The organism is Streptomyces sp. SA15, assembly GCF_002291145.1.
Lineage (GTDB): Bacteria > Actinomycetota > Actinomycetes > Streptomycetales > Streptomycetaceae > Streptomyces.
Map to the genome: position 1 here is coordinate 1 of NZ_NTGE01000063.1, position 21,009 is coordinate 21,009.

The 21,009-nt window shown below is 72.0% G+C and carries 16 protein-coding genes; 5 read left to right on the forward strand and 11 right to left on the reverse strand.

The genetic code is table 11. The annotated features are described in order from the left end of the window. The coding region (locus CLM62_RS49945) for a hypothetical protein (protein ID WP_179382044.1) at positions 1-491 on the forward strand (491 nt) is incomplete at its 5' end. A gap of 103 nt (positions 492-594) precedes the next feature. Then, a complete protein-coding gene (locus tag CLM62_RS11120) occupies positions 595-1,989 on the forward strand; it encodes an FAD-binding oxidoreductase (RefSeq protein WP_095749671.1) in 1,395 nt (464 codons plus the stop codon). Between the two features lie 113 nt (positions 1,990-2,102). Here the strand turns inward: CLM62_RS11120 and CLM62_RS11125 are convergent, their stop codons facing one another. The 3 genes from CLM62_RS11125 to CLM62_RS11135 are packed head-to-tail and all read right to left on the reverse strand — an operon-like array spanning position 2,103 to position 4,110. After that, on the reverse strand, positions 2,103-3,041 hold the full coding sequence (locus CLM62_RS11125) for an ADP-ribosylglycohydrolase family protein (protein WP_095749672.1): 939 nt from the start codon (positions 3,039-3,041) through the stop codon (positions 2,103-2,105). Then, positions 3,038-3,244, reverse strand: coding sequence for a DUF397 domain-containing protein (locus CLM62_RS11130; protein WP_095749673.1), 207 nt, complete (start codon positions 3,242-3,244; stop codon positions 3,038-3,040). Before CLM62_RS11130 ends, CLM62_RS11125 begins: the two co-directional genes overlap by 4 nt. An 11-nt stretch (positions 3,245-3,255) precedes the next feature. Then, entirely contained in the window at positions 3,256-4,110 is an 855-nt protein-coding gene (locus CLM62_RS11135; RefSeq protein WP_095749674.1) for a helix-turn-helix transcriptional regulator, read from the reverse strand. A 208-nt stretch (positions 4,111-4,318) separates the two neighbouring features. Between CLM62_RS11135 and CLM62_RS11140 the strand changes: the two genes are divergently transcribed. Next, positions 4,319-4,741, forward strand: coding sequence for an ATP-binding protein (locus CLM62_RS11140; RefSeq protein WP_095749675.1), 423 nt, complete (start codon positions 4,319-4,321; stop codon positions 4,739-4,741). Between the two features lie 247 nt (positions 4,742-4,988). Here CLM62_RS11140 and galE read toward each other — a convergent pair whose 3' ends face one another. Then, positions 4,989-5,969: a UDP-glucose 4-epimerase GalE gene (gene galE / locus CLM62_RS11145; RefSeq protein ID WP_095749676.1), complete on the reverse strand. Its 981-nt coding sequence runs from the start codon at positions 5,967-5,969 to the stop codon at positions 4,989-4,991. 66 nt (positions 5,970-6,035) lie between these two features. Then, positions 6,036-7,652 carry a glycosyltransferase family 2 protein gene (locus CLM62_RS11150; protein WP_095749677.1) on the reverse strand — a complete coding sequence of 539 codons (1,617 nt, stop codon included), beginning with the start codon at positions 7,650-7,652 and terminating at the stop codon, positions 6,036-6,038. Positions 7,653-7,747: 95 nt separating this feature from the next. Between CLM62_RS11150 and CLM62_RS11155 the strand changes: the two genes are divergently transcribed. Then, a complete protein-coding gene (locus tag CLM62_RS11155; protein WP_257003800.1) occupies positions 7,748-9,436 on the forward strand; it encodes a glycosyltransferase family 39 protein in 1,689 nt (562 codons plus the stop codon). Here the strand turns inward: CLM62_RS11155 and CLM62_RS11160 are convergent. Further along, positions 9,369-9,854, reverse strand: coding sequence for a MarR family winged helix-turn-helix transcriptional regulator (locus CLM62_RS11160; RefSeq protein ID WP_095749678.1), 486 nt, complete (start codon positions 9,852-9,854; stop codon positions 9,369-9,371). The two genes, CLM62_RS11155 and CLM62_RS11160, sit on opposite strands and share 68 nt — an antisense overlap. Positions 9,855-9,973: 119 nt before the next feature. Between CLM62_RS11160 and CLM62_RS11165 the strand changes: the two genes are divergently transcribed. After that, positions 9,974-10,387: an organic hydroperoxide resistance protein gene (locus CLM62_RS11165; protein ID WP_095749679.1), complete on the forward strand. Its 414-nt coding sequence runs from the start codon at positions 9,974-9,976 to the stop codon at positions 10,385-10,387. Here CLM62_RS11165 and CLM62_RS11170 read toward each other — a convergent pair. The 5 genes from CLM62_RS11170 to CLM62_RS11190 form a co-directional block, all read right to left on the reverse strand. Beyond that, positions 10,377-11,945: a hypothetical protein gene (locus CLM62_RS11170; RefSeq protein WP_095749680.1), complete on the reverse strand. Its 1,569-nt coding sequence runs from the start codon at positions 11,943-11,945 to the stop codon at positions 10,377-10,379. The two genes, CLM62_RS11165 and CLM62_RS11170, sit on opposite strands and share 11 nt — an antisense overlap. A 170-nt stretch (positions 11,946-12,115) precedes the next feature. After that, positions 12,116-13,933 carry a hypothetical protein gene (locus tag CLM62_RS11175; RefSeq protein ID WP_095749681.1) on the reverse strand — a complete coding sequence of 606 codons (1,818 nt, stop codon included), beginning with the start codon at positions 13,931-13,933 and terminating at the stop codon, positions 12,116-12,118. Next, complete coding sequence (locus CLM62_RS11180) at positions 13,930-16,152, reverse strand: bifunctional glycosyltransferase family 2 protein/CDP-glycerol:glycerophosphate glycerophosphotransferase (RefSeq protein WP_095749682.1); 2,223 nt, start codon at positions 16,150-16,152, stop codon at positions 13,930-13,932. The genes CLM62_RS11175 and CLM62_RS11180 overlap by 4 nt, the downstream gene beginning before the upstream one ends. A 7-nt stretch (positions 16,153-16,159) precedes the next feature. Continuing rightward, on the reverse strand, positions 16,160-18,358 hold the full coding sequence (locus CLM62_RS11185) for a CDP-glycerol glycerophosphotransferase family protein (protein WP_095749683.1): 2,199 nt from the start codon (positions 18,356-18,358) through the stop codon (positions 16,160-16,162). A gap of 391 nt (positions 18,359-18,749) precedes the next feature. Further along, positions 18,750-21,005: a bifunctional glycosyltransferase family 2 protein/CDP-glycerol:glycerophosphate glycerophosphotransferase gene (locus CLM62_RS11190; RefSeq protein WP_095749684.1), complete on the reverse strand. Its 2,256-nt coding sequence runs from the start codon at positions 21,003-21,005 to the stop codon at positions 18,750-18,752. Positions 21,006-21,009: the final 4 nt, after the last annotated feature.

Below are 21,009 nucleotides of genomic sequence, written 5' to 3' on the forward strand. Positions count from 1 at the left end.
GTGGCGGCGGCGCGGCCGGCGCGATCGGCGGGCCCGGCGGGCTCGGCGGTGGCGGTGGGGGCGGCGGCACCATCACCGGATCCGGCGGTACCGGCGGCCGAGTATCACGGTGTCTGGGTATCCCCACCGCCGCGCTGGACGGCAATAACGGTAACGCGGGCGCCACAGGCAACTCCGGTACGGCCGGAGGCAGTGGCGCAAGTCAACAGAGCGGCACGGGTGGCGCCGGCGGTGCTGGTGGCGCCGGCGGCAACGGCGGCAGCGGCGGGACCGGTGGCGCCGGCATCACCGCCGACGGGTTCACCTTCGGCGCCGGTGGAGGCGGTGGCGGTGGTGGCATGGGTGGCGCCGGCGGTGCTGGTGGCGCCGGCGCGACCAGCGGCGGTGCTTCCGCGGCCAACGGATCTGCCGGTAGTGCCGGGGACAATGGCATGGCTGGAAACACCGGCGGAAACGGGGCCGTCGTCATCGACGTGACGCCAGTTCCCTGACCTGGAACCAGGTGGGGTTGTGAAGCCCTCGGACCCGCCGATCTCGGCTTGCGTGGAGTTGCTGCGCGATGTTGCCTGAAAGAGGGGTGCGAGGAGGCGCACGATGCCTACCACCCGTACCCAGCGGCGAGAGCTGCGCGAGTTGGCGGACAGTGTGCGCGGCCCCGTACTCGGCCCGGGGGACGGCGGTTACGACGAGGCCCGGCGGGTGTGGAACGGGGCCGTGGACCGGCGCCCGGCTGCCATCGCCCGCTGCACAGGTACCGCGGATGTCGTGGCCGCCGTCTCCTTCGCCCGCCGCGAGGGCCTGCTGACCGCCGTACGCGGCGGCGGACACAACGTCGCGGGCAACGCGGTGTGCGACGACGGCCTCGTCGTCGACCTTTCCCTCATGCGGGGCGTACGCGTCGACCCGGAGCAGCGGACCGCCCGCGCACAGGGCGGCACCACCTGGGGTGAATTCGACCGCGAGACACAGCTGTTCTCCCTGGCCACCACTGGGGGCATCGTCTCCACGACCGGTATCGCCGGCCTCACGCTCGGCGGCGGAATCGGCTGGCTCGGCCGGTCGTACGGCACCACCTGCGACAATCTTCTGTCGGCCGATGTCGTCACTGCGGACGGCGAGACCGTGCGGGCGAGCCGCGACGACAACCCGGACCTGTTCTGGGGACTGAGGGGCGGCGGCGGGAACTTCGGCGTGGTGACCTCGTTCGAGTACCGGCTCCACGAGGTGGGCCCCATGGTGCTCGCCGGGGCCGTCTTCCACCCGCTCTCCCGCGCTCGCGACGTCCTGGAGTTCTTCCGCGAGATCACCGAGACGGCACCGGAGCAGCTCTCCCTCGTTGTGTCCTTCCCGGCCGCGCCGACAGCGCCGTTCCTGCCACCCGAGGTCCACGGCACCCGCGTGGCGGCCCTGGGCGTCTGCCACTGCGGCAGCGTCGAGGACGCCGAAGCGGCGGTCTCACCGCTGCGCGCCTTCGGACCACCCCTCGCGGACGTCATCCAGCCGACGCCGTACACCGCCGTCCAGACCATGTTCGACGCGCGCTTCCCCCACGGCCGCCACAATTACTGGAAATCCAGCTACCTGCGTGAGCTGACCGACGAAGCGATCGACGTCCTGGTCGACCACGTGGCGCGGACCCCGTCCGCCGAGACGACCTCGTATGTCTGGCATCTCGGCGGCGCCTACACCCGTCCCCCGGAGAACACCGCCTTCGGCCACCGCGACGTCCTCTTCGACTTCGCGGCCCTGGCCGGCTGGCTGGAGCCCGACCGGGCGGACGAACACATCGGCTGGACCCGTGACTTCTGGTCCGCGATGCGACCACACGCGACGTCCGGCGTCTACGTCAACAACCTCGGCGCGGAGGGCGACGACCGTGCGCGTGCCGCGTACCAGCCCGAGATCTACAACCGCCTGGCCCGCCTCAAGCGCAAGTACGACCCGGACAACTTCTTCCGTCTGAACCAGAACATTCGCCCGCCGGCCTAGCCAATTCCGGCCACGTTCCCTGAGCGGCACAAGCGCGCTCCGGCGAGGCAGGCGGCCTACCGGCCCACCCCACGAAGGGTGGCCGCCCGGGGGCCGGGGCGGCAAAGATCAAGCTAGCCGCTCAACCGCCGGGCGATCTCTGCGAACTCCTCGACCCGCAGCACGCGTTCGCCGAACCCCGGCAACGGCACGTGCAGCGCAGCCGTCCACCGCTCCGGCACGGCGGAGATGCCGTACACCGCCCCGGCCAGCCCGCCGGTCACGGCGGCGACGGTGTCCGTATCGCCGCCGAGGTCGATGGCGGCGCGTACGGCGTCCTCGTACGAGGACGTGGTGCGCAGCGCCCAGACGGCGGAGCCGAGGCAGGGCCATACGGCGCCGTTGAATTCGGTTGCCTGGTCGGGGTGCCAGTCGGGGGCGAGGACGGCGGCGTAGCGCTCACGGTGGTCGGGATGTACGGAGTCAAGGGCGTCCTGGACGGCGTCGAGCGGATCATCGCTGTCCAGGGCGACCCGCACCAGCTCGTGGAAGACGGCCGTGCCTTCCCAAGCCGCCCGGTCCCCGTGCGTGAGCGCGGCGATACGGCGGGCGGCGTCCATGGTGGCCTCGCGGCCGTGGCGGGCGAAGTGGACGGCCGAGGTGGCGGCGCGCATCAACGCGCCGTTGCCCGCCGCTCGTTGGCTCACCTGGAAGTGCAGCGCGGCGGCCGTGTCCCAGGGGTCCCCGCTGCTCAGCACGGCTTCCGTCTGCAGGCCGATGTCCTTCGGCTCGGCCGCCGCCCACCGCTGGAACCGCCGGAAGACGTCCGGGAGTTCGAGCCCGCCGTACTCCAGCAACGACTCCCCGACGAGTACGGCCATCTGCGTGTCGTCGGTCGCCTCGCCGGGCTCCCAGCCGCCGCCCCCGCACATTTCGCCGCCGTGCCCCGGCTTCGGGAAGCGGGCCGAGAAGGCGCCTTCGGGCCCGAACTCGAAGGGCGCGCCCAGTGCGTCGCCCACGGCGGAGCCGATGACAGTGCCGAGGGCGCGGTTCGTTCGGGAGGGGGCGCTCATCCGGGCAGGGCGTTGCCGTTCTTGAGCGTGGCCAGGAGGGCGTGCACGGCGGTGCGGTTGGTGGTGAGGACGGTGGTGGGGGTGTCGCTTTCGCGGAGGTGTATGGAGGTGGGGGAGGTGGTGGGGTGGGCGAGTTCGACGCAACTGTCGCCTGTGCCGCCGCCCGAGAAGGACGACTTCTGCCAAGTGAGAGGTTTGGTCATGGTGGCACCTTTCAGAGTTCCTGGAGCATGTGGACGATGAGGTCCCGGGATGCGGCAGGGCTCAAGGCTGAGCCTGCCACCCTGTCGTACCGCTTGCGGTATTGCTTGAGCAGCGGCTCGGCATCGATGAAGACGCTGCCGTGACCGGTCTCGGTCTGCACGGTGTCCAACTGGGGAGCGGGGCCGTGCAGGTAGTCCATCGAGTGCCCGGCGCCGGCGAAGTCCTCGGCGGCGAACGGCAGGACGCGCAGGGTCACATGGTCCAGCTCCGAGCGTTCGAGGATGCGCTGCAACTGTGCGTGGGCTGTCTTGCGGCCGCCGACGAGAATGCGCAGGGCCGCCTCGTGGATGATCGCTTCGTACGGTGTCGCCGGTGAGTCCGTGATGATGATGTGCTGGCGGCGCAGACGGAACGTCACATACGCCTCCAGGTCCTGGGGCGTCAGCTCCGGCGATGCGTAACGGAACGCAGCTCGCATGTGATCCTCGGTCTGCAACAAGCCGGGAACGTGCACCATTTGAAAGGTCTGGATACGCACGGCGTGGTGCTCCAGCTCCGCCAGGTTGAGGCCGACAGGGACCACGATGCCGCGGTACTCCTCCCACCAGCCTTTGCCCCGCTCCAGGGCCATGCCCACCAGTGCGTCGACGTACGCGGAGTCGTCACAGGCGCAGTGCCTGGCCAGGCGCCGGATGCGGTCCTCGCTGATGCCGCTGCGGCCGTTCTCGACATGGCTTTGATACATGGGGCTTGAGCTGAGCAGCGCGGCTGCGGCTCGCGCGGTGACGCCTGCGCGTTCGCGCATCTTGCGCAGCTCGGCCCCCAAACGCTCCTGCCGATAGGTGGGGTTGCTCCTGAGCGGCATCTCTGACGTCCCCCTGGTCCTTCCAGCGTACGAGTGTGCCGGGCAAGCATGGCACGGGTCACTCGGCCGGTTGGCATTCTCGGCATATAGGTTGCGGTGCATATAGGTTGCAGCCTACTTTCAGTGATGCAGGCGGCACCCTCCGTTGTGTAGGGCACTCGCCTGCCTCAACTCACCCGCATCCTTGGCAACTTGGAGCTGATCCCCCATGCCCGAATACAGTCTCCGCATCCCATCCCACGCCACCTCACCCCGCATCGCCCGCGACTTCGTCACCTCTGTGCTGCGGGCACAGCAACTCGGTGACCTCGTGGGTGACGCAACCCTCTGCGTCTCGGAGCTGATCACCAATTCCTGCCTCCATGCGGTGGCTGGGACCGGCGCCGGGCTCCGGCTGATCGCCAACCCGGCCGGCGTACACGCAACGGTCTACGACGAGGACGTGACGCTGCCCGTCATGAGGGAGGGGTACGACCCTGAAGGCGGGCGTGGGCTGTGGATCGTCGACTCGCTTACGGAGGGCCGCTGGGGAGCCGAGCCCGGCGGGTGGCGGACTGGGCGCAGAGGCGAGGGCGGGAAGGGCGTCTGGTTCGAACTCGGGGCACCCGGCCCGTCCGGACCCGGTCGATGACCGTCCGGTCGTGCTCGGGCACGGCTACTTGGCGGGTGATGAGTACGGGCCTGCTGGGCCGGACCGGCGGAAGAGAGGGGAACGAGGGATGAGCGCACAGCCGGTGCATCATGACGGCCGATCATCCTGATGCCCCCATTGACCGGGGAAGTTGCGCGACAGCGTGTGACCTGGCTCGGATGAATTCGAGGCGCCGCCGGGCGGGCGTCGGCGGCGGCTCGAGATCAGTGAAGGCCGGCGAGGCCGATCAGTCCCGCGCCGCCTCCGGATGCAGCCGAACCCACCCCTCCCATGCCGACGTGATCATGTCCTGGACGTCGTGTTTGGCCGTCCAGCCCAGTTCCGTGGCGGCGCGGTCGGCGGAGGCGACTACGCGGGGTGGGTCGCCGGGGCGGCGTGGGGTGACCGTGGGGGGTCGGTCGTAGCCGGTGAGGGCGTTGATGTGGTCGATCATTTCGCGGACCGAGACGCCTTCCCCGCGGCCGATGTTGAGGGTGAGGTCGCGGCCGGGGGAGGCCCGGAGGGCGCGGGCCGTGGCCACGTGGGCCTCCGCCAGGTCGACCACATGGATGTAGTCGCGGATGCACGTGCCGTCGGGGGTCGGGTAGTCGTCGCCGAAGATGCGCGGGGGCGCGTTCTCCGTGAGTTTCTCGAAGACCATGGGGATGAGGTTGAAGACGCCGACGTCGGCGAGCCCCGGGGTGGCCGCGCCCGCCACGTTGAAGTAGCGGAGTGATGCCGTGGAGAGACCCGTGGCGCGGCCCGTCGCCCTCACCAGCCACTCGCCCGCCAGCTTCGTCTCGCCGTACGGCGACATCGGCACGCACGGCGTCTCCTCCGTCACCAGATCCACGTCCGGCATGCCGTACACCGCCGCCGAGGAGGAGAAGACGAAGGACGGTACGTTCGCCGCTGTCACCGCTTCCAGGAGGGTGCGCAGGCCCTCGACGTTCTCCCGGTAGTAGTGCAGGGGGAGGTCGACCGACTCGCCGACCTGCTTCTTCGCCGCGAGGTGGACGACACCGGTGATGCGGTGGGCCGCGATGGCGCGGGCGACGCGCTCGCCGTCCAGGGTCGAGCCGACGACCAGCGGGACCCCGTCGGGCACGCGCTCGGTGATGCCGGTGGACAGGTCGTCGTACACCACCGCCCGCTCGCCCGTCTCGGTCATCGCCCGTACGACATGCGCCCCGATGTAGCCGGCGCCTCCGGTGATCAGCCAGGTCATGTGCAGCGGTCCCCTCGTCGGTCAAGACGTCGGTCAAAAGGTCGGTCAAAAGTGAGGTTCCGGTCATCAGTGAAGCAGGCGACGGAGTCTGCCGCGGGCAACCGCGACAACTCCGCGTGAACCGGTGGCGACGCGCAGTGCCAGTGCGCCGGAGTGCGTGGCGTACGGCTGCACCAGCACCACGCCGTGACGGGCGCTCAGCACGGCCCGACGGCGCAGCAGACCGGCGCCCGTGAGCGCGTGCGCCGTGACCTCGCGATGCGCGCCGTCGCGGAAGCCGATGCGCAGGCGCAGGTCCCAGGTGCCCGCGCCGAGCGCGGTGGCGTCGACCGTCGTCTCGGCCGACCAGCCGCCGTCGGGGGTGGGGGCGGGGGCGAGTGCGGTCGTACGGCTGTGACCCGTGCGGTCGTCCTTGCGCCTCCGCCACTCCACCGCAACCGTCTCGGGATCCGCCTCGGCCAGCCGCCCGTACAGGTCGTGCAGGCGCAGCCGCAGGTGCAGGCGGCTGGCACGCGCGCGTGGGCGCAGTTCCGCGTCGACGGCGAGGGGGAGGAGGCGGACGGGGCGGGTGAGGAGGCGTTCCAGGGTGATCTGGGGGAGGTCGGCCGACCAGACGGGGGTGCCGTCGGGGGCGTGCGCGTAGGGAGGGAGGAGGCGTGCGGGGCGGGCCGCGAGTTCCCGGAGGCGGGGCAGGTCACGCGGCTCGGGGGAGGCGAGGATCACGCGGGCGACGATGCTGCCGGGCGCGGTGGGGTCGCGGGCCCAGTCGGCCGCGTCGTACTCCGCGAGGTGCGCCCGCGTGTGTGCCCACCACGCACGCCGGTAGTGCGCGTCGTGCAGTCCCAGTTCGTGCACGTACATGCGCAGCTCATGGTCGAGGAACTTCGCGCGTGCCGCCCGTGCGAGCGCCTTCTCTCCGGCGGCGAGGAGGATCTCGTACGCCAGTCGGCACGCGTGCGTGCGCGCCTGCCAGTTCTCGACGCCGGCGCGGTCCAGGGAGATCGACAGTCGCACGGCGGACCGGCGCACGTGCCAGACGTACACCGTGTCCGGGACGAGGGCGAGGCGTGGGCCGGCGGCCAGCACGCGCGCGGTGAAGACGAAGTCCTCGTAGGGGAAGCGGCCCTCGGGGAAGCGGATGCCGTGCGTGCTCAGGAAGTCGGTGCGGTAGAGCTTGTTGACGCAGAGGGTGTCGTGGACCAGGCGTGGGCGCCGTGCGGGGTGCTCGATCACGGCGTGCGCCGCGAAAAGGGGCGCCTGCCAGGGCGCCTCACGCCCTTCGGGCAGTTCGCGGCGCACGCACAGGCCGCTCGCCACCTCCGCGCGCGCCTCCTTCGCCGCCGTGAGCAGCGCGTCGACCGCGCCGGGCGGCAGGATGTCGTCGCTGTCCAAGAACATCACGTACGGCGCGGTCACCGCGTCGAGCCCGGTGTTGCGGGGGGTGCCGCAGCCGCCGCTGTTGGCCGGGCGCCGGATGACCCGTACGCGCCGTTCCGTCGCGGCCAGTGCGGCGAGCAGATCCGCGCTGCCGTCCGTCGAGCCGTCGTCGACGGCGACGACCTCAGCGACGGCGGGGCCCTGCGCGAGTGCCGAGCGGACGGCGTCCGTCACGTGGGAGGCGTCGTTGTGGCCGATGACGACGACGGCGACGATGGCGACTGGGGGGTTCGGCACGGCGTTCATCACAGTGGAGCTTAAGCCGGATGAATGGCATGTAATGGCTGATATGCCGCCAATCGTTGCTGATGGCTTACCAGCCACACAAAATCCCGATCGTGATGAGCGGGGAGCCGAGCAGGGTCGGCCGAGTCGGCGCGGACGTGGTCGCCGTGGCGGTGCCCACGACCGTGATGTTCGCGATCGGGCTGTGGGGGCTCGATCGCGGCGGCATATGGGGCGACGAAAGCGTCACGTTCGCGGTCGGGCGGCGGACGGTGCCGCAGATCTGGCAGCTGCTGCACGAGATGGACGCCGTGCACGGCCTGTACTACCTGTTCATGCACGCCGTCCTCGCCGTCCACCCCGGCGAGGTCGTCCTGCGCCTGCCGTCCGTGTGCGCGGCCGCCGCGACAGCCGGCCTGGTCGCGGCCCTCGGCGTACGGCTGGCCCGGCCGCGGGTCGGGCTGTGGGCGGGTCTGCTCTACGCGGTCACGCCGATGACCGGCCACTACGCGCAGGAGGGCCGGTCGTACGCGCTCGTCGCGGCGGGTGCGGCGGGTGCGACGCTGCTGCTGGTGCGTGCGGTGGACGAGCGGTCGGACCGGCCGGGGCGGCCCTGGTGGCCGTACGCGGGTGTCGTCGCCGTGACCTGCCTGCTGCACGAGCTGGCCGTACTGGTGCTCTGCGCGCACGCGACGACGCTGGCGCTGGCGCGGGTGCCGAGCCGGGTGTGGTTCGGCTGGGGACGTGCGGCGGGGGCGGCGGGCGTGGTCCTGCTGCCGCTGGTCTGGGCGTCCCAGCGGCAGGCGGGGCAGGTGGCGTGGCTGGTGGCGCCGGGGTGGGAGCGGGTCGAGGGGCTGGCGCGGAGTGCCGCGGTCGGCCCGACGGGGGTGGTGTTCTGGGCGTCCGTCCTGCTGGCGGCGGTGGGTCTGGGGCCTGGGTCGGAAGTGGCGTCGTCCGCCCGGCAGGCGCCACCTCCGACCCAGGCCCCAGGGGCGGGGCGAGTGGCGGTGGTCGCCCTTCCCCTGCTGGTGGTGCCGCCGGGGATCCTGATGGCCGTGTCGCAGTTCCAGCCCCTCTACCACGACCGGTATGTGCTGTACGCGCTGGCGGGGGCGCCGTTGCTGGTGGCGGCGGGCGCCGACCGGGTGGCCGGGGCCGTGGGTCACCTGCGGCTCGGTGGTCACCGGCTGTCGTGCGGCCGTCCCGTCGTCCTCACCGGAGTCCTGGCCATCGCCCTCGCCTTCCTCCACTGCCTCCCGCTCCACCGCCACGACCGGTCTCCGGCCCACCGGCCCGAGAACCTCGCCGCCGTCTCCGCTCTCGCCGCTCACCGGATCCGTCCCGGCGAGCCGGTGCTGTTCCTGCCGTCGGCCTGGCGCCTTACGGCGTTGGCTTACCCCAACGGGTTCCGGGGGGCCAGGGACGTCGCGCTACGGGATTCCGGGCCCCGGTCGGGAACGCTGAGCGGCCGCGAAACCACCCCCCGGGAGCTGCGGCACAGCCTCGTCTCGGCGGACCGCGTCTGGGTCGTCGCCCAGTCGGACCTCCTGCGCTCGCGCCGACCGCCGGACGACCCGACCGAGCGCGCCAAACTCGCGGTCCTCGCGGGGCGGTTCATCCCCCGTGAGGAGTACGTCCACGGCCGCGTGACCCTCCGCCTCTACGTCCGCCGCCCGCCTACGAGTCGCCCGCCTACGAGTTCCCCGCCTACGAGTCGCCCGCCCGCGAGTCCCCCGCCTACGAGTCGCCCGCTCGCGAGTCCCCCGACGTCCCAGACAGGCAGGACGCGTCCAGTGCGGTGGTGAGCCGGTCGAGGCGAGCGCGCAGGTCGCGGATCTCGTCGAGGTCGAAACCGGTCGCGGCGGCGATGCGGCGCGGCACCTGGAGCGCGCGTTCGCGCAGCGCCACACCCTCCTCGGTCAGCCGTACGTCCACGGAGCGTTCGTCGCGGGCGCTGCGCTCCCGGCGTACCAGCCCGGCCGCCTCCAGCCGCTTCAGCAGCGGCGACAGCGTGCCGGAGTCCAGGCGCAGGTGTTCACCCAGCTTCTTCACGGGCAGGTCGCCGTGCTCCCACAGCACCAGCATCACCAGGTACTGCGGGTACGTCAGCCCGAGGTCCTTGAGGACCACCCGGTAGACGCCGCCGAAGGCGCGCGAGGCCGCGTTCAGGGAGAAGCAGATCTGCTGGTCGAGGCGGAGCCAGTCCGCTGTGGGCGTGGTCATGCCCCCAGGATAGCTCTTGTCCGTCATTTAATTGTGTGCAATTGAATTGTGTGCTCTACTTCTGGGGTGAGGCGGCCCGACCGGGCCGCCGCAACATGACTCGAGAGGGATGGTCTTCCATGGACGCGCTCTACACCGCCGTCGCCACCGCCACCCACGGCCGCGAAGGCCGCGCCGTCTCCTCCGACGGCAAGATCGACCTCGCGCTCGGCATACCGGTGGAGATGGGTGGCAACGGGCAGGGCACCAACCCGGAGCAGCTGTTCGCCGCCGGTTACGCCGCCTGCTTCGGCAGCGCCCTCGGTCTCGTCGGCCGCCAGGCCAAGATCGACGTCAGCGACGCCGCCGTCACCGCCGAGGTCGGCATAGGCAAGCAGGGCGAGGGCTTCGGCCTCAAGGTCACCCTCCGCGTCGAGCTGCCCGACACCGTGGACCAGGCGACCGGCCGCAAGCTGGTCGAGCAGGCCCACCAGGTCTGCCCCTACTCCAACGCCACCCGCGGCAACATCGAGGTCGACCTCGTCATCGAGTAACCGGAGGTCCCACCCGCGCCAGCACCTCCCCCGTCCGCCGGCTCCACGCCACCACCACCGCCTCCTCGGGCACCGGGTGGTCCCGTGTCAGCAGCAGCCACCGCACGTGGTAGCGGCGGGCGACGGCGGTGCGCTCGGCGCGGGTCGAGCCCGGGTTGAGGTAGGCGCGGACGTCGGTGAGCCGGCGTCTGCGCTCCCGCTCGTCCAGGGCGGGGTCGGGCCAGATGGGCGCGGCGAGGTTCGGCCCGTACCCGGCGATGAGGCGACTGGCGGTGAACCCGTCGGTGATCACCACTTCGCCGGGCCCGATGTGCCGCGCCGCCCACCCGTACGTCGGCCAGCGCGGCGGCTGCTCGAAACCCACCGGATCCAGCGAGCGCGGCACGACCGCCCCGGCCTGCACCGTGCAGAACCCGACGCACGCACCGACGACCGCCGCCCAGCCCAGCACCTTCCGCCGCCACCCCCAGGGCCGCGGCGCCGCCAGCTCCACCGCCAGTGCGAACTGCAGTGCCACCAGCACCGACCACAGAGCCCTGGCGAACGTGTAGTGCCCGCTCACCCACCCGTACGCCACCACCAGGCTCTGCAACACGAACATCAGCACCAACGGGTCGCGCGCCGATCGCCGGGCGCGCCACCACAGCGCGGGCGCCCCGAGCAGCGCCAGCCAGGAGTTTTTGGCCATCCCCTCGTACAGCCGTCGATGCATCCGGTCCATGCCGGTGTCACCGGTCAGCGACAGGACGTCGTAGTACGGCCAGGACGCGGCGAACGCCACGGCGGCGGCTCCCGCGACGGCCCACCGGGCCACGACACGACCCCGCCACGCGCGCTGCCGCGCCGCCACGATCGCCATCGCCCCGGTCGCCGCCGAGACGGCCGTGACCGGATGCACGAGCAGGACCAGGCCGTACAGGACACCGATCCCCACGTACCCCCACCAGCCGCCGAGCCCGCGCGGACCGATGGGCCGGACGGCCGCCTCGTTCTCCGACGCGCGTGAGCTCGTCAGCGCCCACGCCCAGAACGACAGCCCGATGGCGAACGCCGACGGATAGCTGAGGTTCGTCGTCATCGACATCAGCCCGAGATAGCCGCTCCACAGGACCCGCTCGGTGCCCCACAACAGCGTCATGAAGAGCACCGCGAGCACGGGCGCCCACGGGCGGGGTGTGAGGGTCCGTACGAAACGGCCGACCCCCGTCAGCAGGACGATCAGGTGCACCGGCCCGGCGAGCCTGAGAACCTCCCACCCCGACAGCCCCGTCAGCCGCGCGAGGGCGCCCTGGGCGACGGCGTACGGACCGTAGTACGGGCTGCCCGCGCCCGGCAGGTCCGCCATCGAGTGGGCGGGGTGCAGCAGGCTCGCCTTGAGCCGCTCGACGACCGCCGCGTGCTGCCCGGCGTCGCAGCACAGCGGGATCCGCCAGAACGCCAGCGTCATCACCAGCCAGAACAGAGCGCCGAAGACCTGGTACGGAGTGGGGCGCCAGGTACGGCCGCGCAGTGCCGTCGCGCCGCGCACGGTCCGCCGGCCGAGGACTCCGGCGCTCACTGGACGGTCGGGAGAGGGAGTCTGGGGCATGGGCCGAATGTTTCCGCCCGCCCGTCCGGCCGCCGGGCATGGCATGAGCGGGTGTCACTTCATCGAGTGAGGCACTTGCGCCAACGTGGAGGCCCCCCGTCTGCTCCCAGGAGCTTCTAGGGGCCTGCCTGCCCGGGCCGTCACTCCCCGCAGAGCTCGCGTTCCGCGGCCGGGGGCCGGCGGGGAAACCGGAACTGGGTGCGCTCGAAGGCACCCGTCAGGTTCCGCCAGAAGCGCTCGGCGGTGAGGGGCGCCCGTACCGACTCCCGCAGTTCGGCGAGCCGGCCACAGTCCAGGGCGGCACGGGCCGCCGCGACCTGCTCCGGTGTGGTCCCCGCGCGAAGCAGGTCGGCAGGGGAGGGGTGCCGCACCGCCCATTCCGCGAAGACCCAGTGGTTGCGCAGGAACTTCTCGTGACCGGGCCAGCTGTAGCGCTCCAGCGCCAGATGCGCACCGATGGGGCTGGCCAGCCCCCAGGCGTCGTTGACGTAGGTGTCCAGCGGCGCCGCGGCCCCCGTGACACCGAGATGACGTCCCACGATCACCACGTTGTACGGGGAGTCCGCACGCATCGGCGCGGCATGCAGACGGCGCCTGGTGTCGAAGTACAGCAACGTGGGCCGTGGCGCGGCCACCGCCTGTGCCAGCATGCCGCGCCCCTCGGGAAGGGCCGGCCAGTTGTCCACCCAGCTGGCGCTGCGCACCGGATTGTGGTCGCCGACACCCTCCACGTCGGAACTGCGCACGTTGAAGGTGGTCGGCGTGGACCGCACGTCGAACGGTGTCCTGAGAGGGCTGACCGCCGCGCACAACCACACCGCCAGCAGCCCGCTCGCGACCGCGGTCGACCGATCGGCGGGTACGACCAGCACCGGAAGGAGCAACAGCAGGAGGGCGGGCAGGATCATGCGGGCGTGCATGTAGTCACCGCCGACGCGTACCACGTAGCCGGCCAGCAGCAGCCCCGCGCCGATCGGGGCCAGCAGCACGGCGAACGAGACCCGCGCGCAGTCCCCGGCCCGCCGCTGCCGACGCGTGCGCACCAGCAGCAGCACGAGCACGGCGACGAGCACGGGGATCACGGGCCACAGCCAGTACGGGCCGAGCGTCTCCTGCACATAGCCGGCACCCCGGCGCCAATGGCTGGCGCCCGCCTCCTTGGCGATGCCGGGCAGCGGCACAAGGACCCCGTAGTAGCCCGCTCGGAAGATCTCGTACGCGAGGGGGAGCACTCCCGCCACGGCGAGCATCCCCGCGCCGCGCCGCACGGAAGGCCGCAGCACGTACCCGAGGGCGGCCAGGAAGCAGACCGTGACGATCATCAGGTCGGGGCGGACCAGCGGACCCAGTCCGAGGACGAAGGCCGCGGCGTATGCCGTGCGGGCACTGAGGCCACGTCGGGTGCGCGTCAGCAGCCACCACGACAAGCCCGTCCAGAACGTGCCGAGGCCGCTCTCCAGGCCCGAGGTCATGTACGACCAGAACGGCGGCACGGCCAGCAGAACGACCACGCCCGCCGGGAGCAGCGGCCTCGCGTTCCGGTGCAGGCGGCACGTGGCGTGCAGGGCGAGCGCGAACCCGGCGGTGCTCAGCAGCAGCCCGAGGCCGACCGCGAGGAACGCGGGATCGTCATCGGTGACCCAGGTGACGAGCGCGAGCAGCCACTGCCACAGCGTTCCCGTCGAACTCTCCGCCCGTTCCCCCACGTTGAACACAGGTCCGTTGCCGGCCAGGATCTGCCGCACCGGGCGCAGGTAGATGAGACCGTCGTCGCAGATCCAGCGACGCCGGTAGCCCAGCAGGCACAGCACCGCCGTGGGCAGAGCGACCAGCGCCGTGGACCACCACCACCGCACAGGCCGTCGCAGCACAGGCCGCGGGGTGGCCGGTAGCCGCGTCCACGGGACCCGCCGGCCGGGCACGGAGGGAGCGGTCTCGGGGGCGGCGGGTGTCGTCATCGCTCGATCAGCGCCTTGGGCTCCGCGGGGACGGCAGGGGTCCTGCGGGCCGCGGGAAGCGGCGCGTCGCCCGGCTCCCCCAGCGTGAGGAGGCGTACGACCCGCTCGGCGGCGCGTCCGTCGTCGTACTCGCAGAACCGGTCCCTGAAGGCCGCCCGCAGCCGCGCCGACTCCTCGTCCCGCCAGGTCCGGGAGGCGAACAGCCATGCCAGCTCCCGGTAGGAGCGCGAGACATGTCCCGGTGCCTCGGCGGTGATGTCGAAGTAGGTGCCCCGGCTCGCCGCGTACGCGCCCCAGTCGTCGGCGTGGACGACGATCGGCCGGTCGAGGAGGGCGTAGTCGAACATCAGGGCCGAGTAGTCGGTGACCAGGACGTCGGAGGCGAGCAGGACGTCCTCGACGTGCGGTTCGTCGGTGGCGTCGACCAGGATGCCGCGCCGGTGCAACTCGGCGAGGCCCATCCCGCGCGCGGGGCCGGTGGCGAGAGACGGATGCAGGCGGACCACGAGGGTGTGGCCGGCGCCGAGGTCCTCTGCGAACCGGGCCAGGTCGACGCGGTCGACGTGACCGCCCCGGCGGTAGTCGCGGCGTGTCGGCGCGTACAGCACGACCGTGTGGTCGGCGGGGATGCCCAGCCGGGCACGCACGGCCTCGGCGTCCCCCGGCCGGGCGTTGACCAGCACGTCGTTGCGCGGGCTGCCCGTCCGCAGCGAGGTGAAGTGGCACGGATACGCCCGCTCCCACACCAGCTCGGAGTGGCGGTTGGCGACCAGGCTGTAGTCCCAGCGGTCGGCGCGGCGCAGCATCTGCGGCACGTCCAAGCCGTGCCGGGCGCCCGGCTTGGCCAGCAGGTCGGCGCCCATGTACTTCAGCGGGGTGCCCTGATGGGTGTGGATGTGGACGCTGCCGGGTCGCTTGGGCAGGGCGCCGGGCCAGTTGACGTTGTTGACGAAGTACATGGCCCGGGCGGTGATACGGCGATAGCGCGGGGAGTCGAGGAGGACGTGCTCGACGTCCGGCGGGAGCAGCGCGGCCTGCTGCTCGTCCTGGACCACCCACACCCCGCGCAGGTGCGGGGCGATCTCCCGCGCCTTGCGGTAGATCGCGGCCGGGTCGCCGAGGACGCCCCGGTGCGAGAAGGCCGAGTAGACGACGAGGTTCGGGTCGAGGGAGCGGCGTGCGGACAGCGCGGACCGGCCGCGTGCCATCCGTACGGCCGCCGCCCGCCGCACCTGCTGTGCGCGCCGCCCGACCTCCCGCCCGGCCCGCCCGGCCTGACGCTTGACGGCGTACATCGCGTAGCTGCCTTCCAGCACGCGCAGTTCGGGGGCGATGGAGATGCCTGGCGGCTTGTGCTCGCGGAACATCTCGGCCGTACGGCGGAAGAACTCGCCCTTGCCGGACGGGGGCAGCCGGTCCGGCTTGGAGAGGATGTCCAGGCAGTGCTCGCCCATCTTGGCGTGCAGATACGGCCGCCAACTCGCCAGCCGCGGCCGGGAGTCGACGTAGGCGAAGACCCGCTCGTACTGGTCGTGGATGTCGAAGTGCTTGCGGCTGGTGGTGGACAGGATGTTGCCCTGGCGGCGCTGGCGGTAGTTCAGGCAGATCCGGTCAAGGGTGGCGATCCGCTCGGCGCTGAGCAGGACCGGGAAGGTCCAGGGTGTGTCCTCGTAGTAGCCGGGCGGGAAGACGAAGCCCTCGCGCTCGACGAAGTCGCGGCGGTAGACCTTGTTCCACACCACCATCAACAGGTCGAGGATCTCCGGGCGTTCGGCCACCGTGAAACACCCACCGCCGGCCTCCGCGAGCACATGCGCGAGCACGTTCCGGCGCGTCCCGCCCCACCAGTACGTGCGCGCGTAGTCGAAGATCAGCACATCCGGATCGGAGGTCTCCGCCAACCGGTCGGCCATCGCGCGCAGCGCCCCCGGCGTGAGGGTGTCGTCGCTGTCGAGGAAGAACAGGAAGTCGCCGGTGGCGTGCGGCATCCCGGCGTTGCGGGCGCGGCCGAGACCGACGTTCTCCGGCAGGTGCAGCACACGGACGCGCGCGTCGCGGGCCGCGTACTCGTCGAGGATCGCGCCGCAGCCGTCCGGCGAGCAGTCGTTCACGGCGATGACCTCGATGTCCCGGTAGGACTGCTCCAGGACCGAGTCGAGGCACTCGCGCAGGAAGCCCTGCACCTTGAAGCACGGGATGATCACGCTGAAGCGGGGCACTGCGGGGTCAGCTCCTTACGAGGGTGGCGGCGGGGGCCGGGACGCGCTCCGCGAGCGGGATCACCGGTGGGATCGCCTCCGGCGGCTCGCCCAGGAACACCCGGCGTACGACGCGTTCGGCGGCGCGTCCGTCGTCGAACTGGCAGAAGCGCTCACGGAAGCGGGCCCGCCCCGCGGCCGACCGGGAATCCGCGTACGAGCCGTCGCGGAAGACCCGTGCCAGGTCCTGAGGCGTCCGGGCCACCGGGCCCGGCGGGGCCACCATGAGGTCGAAGTAGACGCCGCGCGTCTCCCGGTAGACCTCCCAGTCGTCGGCGTACACGACGATCGGCCGGTCCAGGTTGGCGTAGTCGAACATGATCGACGAGTAGTCGGTGACGAGGGCGTCGGCGGCCAGGCAGACGTCCTCGGAAGAGCGGTGGGCGGTCACGTCGATGATCCGGCCGCTGCTCTTCTTCCCGGCCCGGTCGTAGAAGTAGTGGGCGCGCAGCAGCACGACCACGTCCTCACCGGCCTCCTCGCAGAAGGCCTCCAGATCCAGGCCGGTCTCGAATCCGGTGTGGTGGTCGCGGTGGGTGGGGGCGTAGAGCACGGCCGTCTTGCCCTCGGGGACGCCCAGCTCCCGGCGGATCCGGGCCACGTCGTCCGCGGTCGCCGTGTAGTAGACGTCGTTGCGCGGATAGCCGTACTCCAGGTGCTCGTACGAGCCCGGGAAGGCGCGCTCCCACATCTGAGTGGAATGGCGGTTGGACGAGAGGTTGTAGTCCCAGCGGTCCACCCGGCCCAGCAGCTTGGCGAAGCTGCCGGTCGCGGCGGCCACCACCGGGTACGTCGACTGGTCGACGCCCATCGTCTTCAGCGGGGTGCCGTGCTGCGTCTGGACGTGCACGCTGCCGGGGCGCTTGACCACGCCCTCCGCGAAGTTGGCGTTGTTGATCAGGTACTTGGCGCGGGCCAGCACCTCCCAGTAGCGGTGGCTGCCGATGACGGCGTAGTCGATACCGTCCGGCATGGCGTGCGCGTGGTCGGGCTCCACCAGGAACACCGAGCGGATGTGCGGGGCGAGTTCGCGGGCCTTGGCGTGGATCGCGGCTGGGTTGCAGGCGTATCCGCGGCCCCAATAGGCGCAGTACACGGCGAGGTGGGGATCGAGGGGGCGGCGTAGGTGATGTTGGTAGAGCAGGCGGGTGCGCAGCATGTGGGGGCGCGGGAGGTGCTCGAGCGTCCTGGAGGCTTGCTGGTTGGCGCCGCGCAGGGCGCGGAAGGCCGCGTACGAGCCGCTCGCCAGCAGCCGGTGCTGCACGCCCAGGCTGCCGCCCGGCGCCCGGAACCCGGCGGGGCGGTGGTGCCGGTACAGCCTGCTCGCCCGGCGGAAGTAGGCGCGGCGCTGGGAGGGCAGCCGTCGGGGGTGGGCGGCGGTCTTCAGGACGGCGGCGAAGAGGTGCTCGAACAGGGCGTGCAGCCGCTCGCCGGACAGGCCCTGCTCGGTGGCGCGGGTGAGCACCAGGTCGGCCTGGTCGAGCAGTTCGAAGTGGTGCTCGCCCGGCAGGTTGAGACGGTTGCCCTGCCGGCGCACCAGATGCCGTACGACGACCGAGCACTCCACCGCGACCCGCTCCGCCTTCAGCGCGGCCAGACCACCGAAGCCGATGTCGGTGAAATGACCGCCGGGGAAGTGGAGTTGGTGATCGGTGACGAAGGCACGGCGGTAGGCAGCGCTCCACGCCGGGAGCTGCACGCCGGTCAGCTGCGGGGCCCGGTCGGGGGAGAAGACGCCGGGCGGTGCCGTCGCGAGCACCGGTGCCGCCGGGTTGCTGGGCTCGCCCTCCCACCACGGCGTGCGCTCGTGCTCGAAGTGCAGCACGTCGATGTCGCCGGTCTCCGTCAGGCGTGCGTCCAGCGCGGCCAGCGCGCCCGGGACGAGGACGTCGTCGCCGTCGAGAAACAGCAGATACGCGCCGGTCGCCGCCCGCATCCCGGTGTTGCGCGCCCCGGCCAGGCCCGCCGACGGCGGCGAGTGCACCGGGGCCACCCGGGAGTCCCGACGCGCGTGCCCGGCGGCGACGTCCGCGGCGGGGGAGTCGGGCCCGTCGCAGACCGGGATCAGCTCGAAGTCACCGGAGGACTGGGCGAGGACCGAGTCCAGCGCCTGGGCCAGCCGGCCCGCTACCCCATGGGACGGAACGATGATGCTGAAGCGGGGCATTCTGCTCTTTCTGTGGGTGTTCTCAAGGTTCTCGGGGAGCCATGGCGCCTCACGCGGCGCTGGGCCCTGTCGTCACATTCCCGCCTGCCCCGCGACGCCATGCACGCTCCCCCACTGCCTTAAGGGCGTGGGAGGTGCCCCCACTCGCCGCACCGGGCACAGGCCCACGTACAACCAGTACGAGGGCCTGCGCCCGGCACGCCGAGAGCACGCACCTGACGCCGCGGGGCCCGCCCTTCGGGCGGACGACGGGAATGTGACGACAGGGCCCAGGGCGGCCGGGGTGGCCGGGGCGGCCGGGCCGTCCGGACGGACGCCAGGTGGACGGCCGGCTCGGGGTGGGCCGCGAAGGGCTGGAGGGCATACGAACTCCCCGCAGTGGGAACGGCGTTCAGGTGCGGTCGGTGACGGTCAGGGGGCCGGCCGGATGCGGCACGATGGCGATCGGGCTGCTCGCGAGCGCCTCGGCCGCGGACGGCACGGGGTGGCGCTCGGCGAGCGGTACGACCGGGGGCCGGCCCGTCTCCCCCAGCACCACATGCCGTACGACCCGCTCGGCCGCGCGTCCGTCGTCGTACGGGCAGAACCGCGCGCGGAACGCGGAGCGCAGCTGGGCGGAGCGTGAGCCGCGCCAGTGGCCGGTGGCGAAGATGTCGATCAGCTCGTCCTCGCTGCGCGCCACCGCGCCCGGCGCACAGGAGCGCAGGTCGAAGTAGGTGCCGCGGGCCGCCTCGTACGCCTCCCAGTCGTCGGCGTGGATCACGATCGGCCGGTCCAGGTTGGCGTAGTCGAACATGATCGAGGAGTAGTCGGTGACCAGGGCGTCCGAGGCGAGGCACAGCTGCTCGACGCTTCTGTGGTCGGTGACGTCGATGACCCGGCTGGAACCGGTGACGAGGGGGCCGCCGCAGGTGTGGTGGGCGCGGGCCAGGATGACGAAGCCGGGGCCGAGGCGGTCCAGGACGCGTTGCAGATCGAGGGTCGTGCGCTGGGTGCGGCGGTAGTCGCGGTAGGTGGGGGCGTACAGGATCGCGATCGTGCCCTCGGGGATGCCGAGGGACTCGCGCAGGCGGGTCACCTCCGTCGACGTCGTCTTCTGGAAGACGTCGTTGCGGGGCTGGCCGTATTCGAGCGTGGTGTAGCCGCCGGGGTGGACGCGTTCCCAGACGAGGGAGGAGTGGCGGTTGGCGGACACGACGTAGTCCCACTGGTCGACGCCCCGCAGCTGCTCGGCGAAGTCCGTGTCGGCGGCGGCCGCCGGGTGTTCCTGGAGGTCGAGGCCCATGTGCTTGAGCGGGGTGCCGTGCCGGGTCTGGACGAGGATCTGGCCGGGGCGCTTGACCAGACCGGGGTCGAAGTCGATGTTGTCGATCAGGTACTTGGAGCGGGCGAGCGCCGTCCAGTAGGCGGCCGTGCCGGGGCTGAGGCGTCGGGTGGCGGCCGGGACCGTGTGGTGGTGCTCGGGGTGGGCGACCCACGCCGTGCGGATGTGCGGCGCGTGGGTGCGGAACGCGGCCTCCAGCGCGCCCGGGTTGCAGCCGTGGCCGCGGCCCCCGTACGCGGAGAAGACGGCACGGTCGGCGCGCAGCGGGAGGCGCCGCTGGATCCGGTAGTGCAGCCGCAGGGCGGCGGACCGGGTCGCGCGCAGGAGTTTGGCGGTGAGCCTGACGGTACGGCGGCGCAGGGCCGACGCGACCTGCAGGGCGCGGAAGGTGCGGTGCAGGCCCAGGTGGACCAGGGTGTGCCGCAGCCGCGTGTGCAGGGGGACGCCCGGGACGCGGTGGCGGCGGCAGTGGGCGCGGGCGGTGCGCAGGAACTCCGCCCGCACCTCGCGCGGCAGCCGGTCGCGCCGGACGAACACGGTCGCCAGGTGGTCGACCATGCGGCGGAACAACACCGGGCGCCAGCGGTCGAGTTCGGGGTGCTGCTCGACATACGCGAAGACACGGTCGTACTGCTCGAAGACATCGAAGTGGCGGCGGCTGGTGGTGCCGAGGATGCTGCCCTGCCGGCGCTGCCGGTAGTGCACGCACACCCGGTCGAGCGTCGCGATCGACTCGGCGGTCATCAGGACCGGGTAGGTCCAGGGGGTGTCCTCGTAGTAGCCCGGCGGGAAGGTGAAGCCCGCGCGCTCGACGAACTCCCGGCGGTACGCCTTGTTCCACGCGACCATGAGCTGGTGCAGCAGGCCCGGGCGGTCCTCCAGGCGGAAGGGCGCCGGGCCCCGCTCGGCGAGATGGACGGCGGCCTGGTTGCGGACGGTCCGGCCCGACCAGTAGGTGCGCGCGTAGTCGTGGACCAGGACGTCCGGCTCGCCGGTCTCCAGCAGCCGGTCGGCGATCGCCCGCAGCGCGTGCGGGGTGAGGGTGTCGTCGCCGTCCAGGAAGAGCAGGTAGTCGCCGCTCGCCTCGCGCATCCCGGCGTTGCGGGCGGGGCCCAGCCCCTGGTTCTGCGGCAGATGCACCGGCCGGACGCGCGGATCGCGGGCCGCGAACTCGTCGATGATCGCGCCGCAGGCGTCCGGCGAGCCGTCGTCGACCGCGATCAGTTCCACATCCGGATACGACTGGGAGAGCACCGATTCCAGGCATTCGTGCAAATACGCCTGAACCTTGTACGCGGGGACAATGACACTGAACCTGGGCAAGGGA